This is a genomic window from Microcoleus sp. S13_B4 (assembly GCF_036700885.1).
In the GTDB taxonomy this organism is placed as follows: Bacteria; Cyanobacteriota; Cyanobacteriia; order Cyanobacteriales; family Microcoleaceae; genus Microcoleus.
Genome location: NZ_JAUBPU010000065.1, coordinates 25,408 through 31,407 on the forward strand (window position 1 = coordinate 25,408; position 6,000 = coordinate 31,407).

Consider the following 6,000-nt stretch of genomic DNA (forward strand, 5'->3'; position numbering starts at 1 on the left):
GGCTTGACCGTTAGGGGATGAAGCTATCAAGAAAAATTTCCGATCCCTCTTTATATTGACAACCCAACGAAGATTTAAGCTGTTGCGGCATTTAAATTGTATGTCTAAAAAAATTCAAGTCTTGTGGGGTGGGCGGGACGCCCGCCCTGAATATACAATTTAAATGCGCGACAGCTTATTAGAAAGAATTAACCTTCTTAAGAGAAAGATTTAGTAATTAATTGGGCCGAGATTAACATCTCTTTATAGTGCGTGTTTGTAGTCAGGACTTCAGTTTTTTTATATTTGTGAATAAGCACTAAAGTCCTGACTGCGAACTTAATTTAACCGCGAGACAGATTACTGCTGATTCCGCAGGCGAGGGTTAACAAACTCGTTTAATCCTTCTCCCACCAAAGATAATCCCACCACCATTAAAGTCATAGCCAAACCGGGAAACAAAGCTGTCCACCAAATGCCAGTAGGTAGCGCATCTAAAGCTAAACGCAAGTCGTGTCCCCATTCGGGAGTTGCTTCGGGAAGTCCTAATCCAAGAAATCCCAAACCTCCTAATGTTAAAATTGCATCGGCAGCGTTGAGCGCAAACAGCACCGGTACACTCTGAATCACATTCAGAAACAAGTAGCGGGAAAGCACTGTCCAAGTGTCAGCACCCATTGCTCGCGCGGCTTCGACAAATAATTCGGTTTTGACGCTGACGGTGTGATTCCTGACGACGCGGTAGTATTGAGGGATGTAGGAAATGCTCAGGGCGATCGCAGCATTCAAAACTCCTTTTCCTACTACAAACGCTAGCGTCAAAGAAAGTAGTAGCCCCGGCAAAGTATAAATTGTATCCATTAAAAATAACAACACTCGATCGAGCTTACCGCCCAAATAACCGCTAACCAAACCCAGCGGCACACCGATAAACAAACTCAAAGATGTGGCTAAAATCACCACTTGCCAAGCGGCCCGAGAAGCAAACAGCGTGCGGGAAAACACATCGTAGCCGCTGCGGCTAGTACCAAACCAATAATTCCCCGACGGCGGTTCGTGGATGGGGTTAATCAAAGCCTCGGTAGGATTTTGCAGCCATCCCCAAGCTTGCATAGCTGGAGACAAGGTGGCTACTAATATAAACACGGCCGTTATTGTCAAACCTGCCCACATCATTTTCATGGACAGGCTTGACGGTGAGGCACTGTTGAGAAATCGTGGTAGTCGGAGGCGGCTTTGAGCCATAATTACGATCGACCAATATAAGAAAGACTTTTAGATTTTAGTAGGACTCAGGCGAAAAAACCCGGAACACTCAAAAATCCTCTTTCTTATTCGCCAAACACTCGCGACAAACCGGGTTTTTTCGCGCGATGGGGCTAAAAAAAAACCCGATTTATCTCCTGCACGGGACTGGCGCGCAGGGGAGAAACCGGGTTCTTGACAGGTGGAACGCAATTTGAGTTTAGGTTAAATCTCTCTTGGCACACCTCAAATCTAAAATTGATCGAATTCCTACAAATTACTGGTAATTAACTCGCGGTACTGGCTTTTCGGCTTAACTCCTTTGAGCTCAGCTACCAAATCTTTGTCTTTGAAATACTGAATCGTCGGCGTACCAATCACGCCAGCATTTTCAGCAATTTCTGGATCTTCTTCGATGTCAATTTCCACGTAGTGGATTTTGCCCTCGAACTCATCTACTACTTTGCTCAAAATCGGCTTGAGGCTGTGGCAAGGCCCACAACTCGGAGCAGCATATTTGACCACAATCAGTCGATCGCTATCGTGGAACAACTTCCGCAAAGCATAACCTCCTTCGTGGCGCGTGTCTTTGATATCAAAGTTCTCGCTGGTTTTGCGTACTTTTTGAGCTTCCGGCGCTGCTGTGGGTTGCTCGGATTCCTGGGTTTGATGGAATTCCTGGGTTAAACCGTTGACTGACAGCCAACGTTCTGCCAGCATCGCACCCATACAACCGCTGCCGGCGGCGGTGATTGCTTGGCGGAACTCGTGGTCTTGTACGTCGCCGACGGCGTAAACTCCCTCGACGCTGGTTTCTACCGAACCGTGTTTGGTGGCGATATAGCCTATTTCGTCGAGTTCTAGCTGACCTTGGAACAGTTGAGTGTTGGGAGTGTGACCGATCGCATAAAACAATCCTTTCACCAGCAAATCGCTCTCGGCGCCCGTCTCGATATTTCTAAGCCTCACCCCGTCCATTTTGCCGCCCGCTTCGCCCAAAATATCCACTGCTTCGGTGTTCCAGTGCACGGTAATTTTGGGATTGCTCAGCACTCGGTCTTGCATGGCTTTGCTGGCGCGCATTTGATCGCGCCGCACCAGCATATGTACGTGAGAGCCGTATTTTGTCAAATAAATAGATTCTTCCGCTGCGGTATCGCCCGCGCCGATGACAGCTAAATCTACTCCTTTAAAAATTGGGGTAGCGCCGTCGCAAATCGCACAGGCCGAAATGCCGTGACTCCAAAATACGTGTTCGCTAGGCAGCCCCAGCCGTTTGGCGGTCGCGCCTGTAGCGATTACTATCGTGTGGGTTTTGATTTCTCTGTCTTCTGAGCGCACTGTAAACGGACGCTGGCTCAAATCTACGTAAGTTACATCTTCTGTGTATAATTCTGCACCCCAGCGCGCTGCTTGAGCTTTCATTCGATCCATGAGCTGCGGCCCGGTGATCCCTTCAGGGAAACCGGGAAAGTTTTCTACTTCTGTGGTGGTCATCAGTTGACCGCCGGGGACGCCTCCCGCTTGGTAACCTTCAAACACTACGGGTTTCAGGTTTGCCCGACCTGCGTAGATTGCTGCTGTATAGCCTGCAGGGCCTGAGCCGATAATTACTAGGTTTTCTACGGTTTCGTTGGTCATAGCTATTTACTTAAACTCATAACGACTTCGTTTTACTAATTCTAGCAGAGTTCGATCGAGTTTGGTTGGATGCCATTGGGCGATCGAGCATCTGTATCTATTGTTGAGGGTCGATCGGTCTTCGGGGCAATTCCAGCTTGTTTTATAAGCAAAAACAATCTAAAAGTCGATTTAGTTTTAAATGTTCGATCTATTTTGAGTCCTCAATTCTTAAGAAAATCTAAATACGACCGAAATTATTGACTTCATTCTCAATTATTTTACCTATTTACTTGCTTTGAGGCTTGTGGTAGGATTTTCACAATCCAGGGGCATTATGACTAATTTGACTTGGTGACGCTGAAACCTACTTAATTCATAAAATTAGCAACCTCTTCAAATGTAATTAGTGCAATTATTTATGCAAAGTCCGCATTTTATGGTTTAAGAATTGTAACGGAGATTTTGCCAATTTTGACAAAATACAGTATTTGTGGTATGCAAGGTGCGAGCGAGGGAAAATTAGAAAGAAATTTTTAACCGCTTCGGAAGCACAGGCGGGACGCCCGTGCCACGATAAACATAGAATTTTGTAATTGTGTCTAGATGGATAAAATCAAGATATTGTTTGTGTGCAGTCAGAATAAGTGGAGGAGTTTGACTGCCGAGAAGATATGCGAGAACGTTAGCGGCTACAGCGTGCGATCGGCTGGAACGGAAAAAGGTGCAAGAATTAGAGTTACTGAGGGTCTTGTCGGTTGGGCAGATTTGATATTTGTGATGGAGAAGAAGCATGGCGATCGACTTCGCAGCAAATTTCCCGAAAGTCTCGAAGGCAAGAAAGTTATTTGCCTGCAAATCCCGGACAACTACGAATATATGGAACCGGAGTTAGTCGAGCTTTTGCAGGCGAAACTGAACCCCTATATGGAAATGCCAGATAACGAGATAAGTTTTATGCAGCGAGTTTTGGAACCGGAAGTGATGGATTCCTTGGAAGAGGCGATCGAATACGATTCGATGGACTTTACTGAGGTTAATACTGCTTTTGCTAAGAGTGCTGCGGCGTTGGGGCCGGTTTTTGGAAACGTTTTGGATGCGGGGACGGGTACGGCGAGAATTCCGATAGCCCTTTGTCAACTCCGGCCAGCATGGAAATTGACTTGCATCGATTTGTCGGCAAATATGCTGAAAGTCGGGGCAGAAAATGTGGAAAAGGCCGGCGTGCGATCGCAAATCAGTCTCGAATTAATTGATGCTAAGGCAATGCCGTATCCAGACAGTTATTTTGACATGGTGATTTCCAACAGCATTATCCACCATTTGCCCGATCCGCTGCCATTTTTGCAGGAAGTCAAGCGGGTGTTGAAGCCGCAGGGAGCAATTTTTTTGCGGGATTTGCTGCGGCCGGAAAAAGCGGAAATCAGGGATAATTTAGTTAATCTGTATGCGGGAGATTGCAACGCGCATCAGAAACAGTTATTCAGCGATTCGCTGCAAGCAGCATTTACGCTGGATGAAGTTGAGGAGATGATCCAAAATGCCGGGTTGGATGGGTTGAGGATTTATGAATCTTCAGACAGACACTGGACGGCGGAGCGTGCTTGGTGCTAGTCTTTGTAGGCACGGGACGATCGCCCGATAACTTTTCAAATGACAATAGGAGCGATCGCGCCTTTCCAGCTATGCGCCTTACCCTTCCGTGATCTGTTTGTTGTTTAATTACTGTTTTCGGGTCGGAAAAATTAGTATGATTGAACCGCGAAGACGCGAAAAACGCGAAGGAAGAGTCAGGAAGAATCACAAGTAGATAATCTTCTCCGAGGAAGGGAGTAAGATGTTTAAGCATCTGATCGGAAAAATCTGCGATCGAAGTTATGCCGAAAAAGCCCGTTCCGCGACCTGAAGATGAAGAGTCGCATTTGAAGAAGCTCAGGGAAGAACTGGAGATGAGTCAGAAAGATTGGGCGCGAGAGCCTGGCGTTTCGTCGCAAACAATCAGTCGTTGGGAGTTGGGAAAGAATGTGCCGACGTTCACCGTCAAGCAGATGAAAGCTTTGGAGAAATTGCTGACTAGCATCGGCAGGTCGATCGGCGATTTGCCAGATAATCTATGATGGAAACGATTTTCCAATCTAAAATTCATCGGCATCTAAAATTACTCGATCGCGCCCTTTGTCTTTAGCTTGATAAAGCGCGCGGTCTGCCGCTGCAAGTAGATTTTCCTGAGAAGTTTCGGGCTGAGGAAACGTACTCGCTACTCCCAAACTCAGCGTCACGAAAGAACACACCGCTGAATTAAGGTGTTCGATTTCTAGTTCTTTTACCCAAACTCGAATTTGCTCTGCAATCCAAACAGCTATTTCAGACGAAGTGCGGGGTAAAATTACCGCAAATTCTTCACCTCCGTAACGAGCTACCAGAGTCTCCCCGGAAACTGCGCCTGCTGAGTAATTTACCGCTGCCAAAATAGCTTGGGCTACCTGCTGCCAGCAAGCATCTCCCGCCTGATGTCCGTAAGTATCGTTGTATGTCTTAAAAAAGTCAACATCGCATAAAATTAAAGATATTTCTGCTGCTGCTTCTCCCAATTCTCGCCATTTTTTCTGTAAGTATTTGTTAAAACAGTGGCGGTTGGCAATCTGAGTTAAACCATCTGAGTTCGCAAGGCGATACAATTCGGAATTAGCTGCTTTTAATTGAGAATTAGCTGCTTCTAGCTCGGATTGCGTGAGCGATAAGTTGTAATAAAGTTCCCTAATATATCCAGTAGCTTGTTGGTGAATTTGGGATAAAGCTACCAATACTTGATGCACGTCTAACAGTCGGTAAACTTGAGGTTCTAACTGCACAACAATCGGCTCGTAAACCAGTTCGGGCTGCCGCTGCATGGCTCGCTGAGCTGCCACGACAATTAAGGCTACTCCTGGTAAAATCAAAATATCAGTTTGAGCTATTTGATACAAAGCCATAATTGGTCGGCCAGCAAATGTATCTAGCCCGTAAGGGCGGCTCATGCGTTCCATAAATCGCCTGCGCGATATCATCCCTAAAAATTCGCCTTTTACGGTCAAGATAACTCCCGGAAGCAGCGGGTGAGCTTGAAAAAACCGGGCTACTTCTTTGGCTAGGGATGAAGCTTCAACTTGAAAATTC

The 6,000-nt window shown here is 46.4% G+C and carries 5 protein-coding genes; 2 read left to right on the top strand and 3 right to left on the bottom strand.

Going from position 1 to position 6,000, the window contains the following annotated elements:
- Positions 1–339: 339 nt before the first annotated feature.
- Both QT994_RS23450 and trxB read right to left on the bottom strand, forming a co-directional pair.
- Positions 340–1,224, bottom strand: a complete 885-nt coding sequence (locus tag QT994_RS23450; protein ID WP_333178783.1) for an ABC transporter permease — start codon at positions 1,222–1,224, stop codon at positions 340–342.
- A gap of 270 nt (positions 1,225–1,494) precedes the next feature.
- On the bottom strand, positions 1,495–2,865 hold the full coding sequence (trxB, locus tag QT994_RS23455; protein WP_333178786.1) for a thioredoxin-disulfide reductase: 1,371 nt from the start codon (positions 2,863–2,865) through the stop codon (positions 1,495–1,497).
- A 585-nt stretch (positions 2,866–3,450) separates the two neighbouring features.
- Between trxB and QT994_RS23460 the strand changes: the two genes are divergently transcribed.
- Positions 3,451–4,458: a methyltransferase domain-containing protein gene (locus QT994_RS23460; RefSeq protein ID WP_333178788.1), complete on the top strand. Its 1,008-nt coding sequence runs from the start codon at positions 3,451–3,453 to the stop codon at positions 4,456–4,458.
- A 263-nt stretch (positions 4,459–4,721) separates the two neighbouring features.
- A complete protein-coding gene (locus tag QT994_RS23465) occupies positions 4,722–4,961 on the top strand; it encodes a helix-turn-helix transcriptional regulator (RefSeq protein ID WP_333178791.1) in 240 nt (79 codons plus the stop codon).
- 18 nt (positions 4,962–4,979) lie between these two features.
- Here the strand turns inward: QT994_RS23465 and QT994_RS23470 are convergent.
- A partial coding sequence (locus QT994_RS23470) for a diguanylate cyclase domain-containing protein (protein WP_333178794.1) occupies positions 4,980–6,000 on the bottom strand: 1,021 nt, incomplete at its 5' end.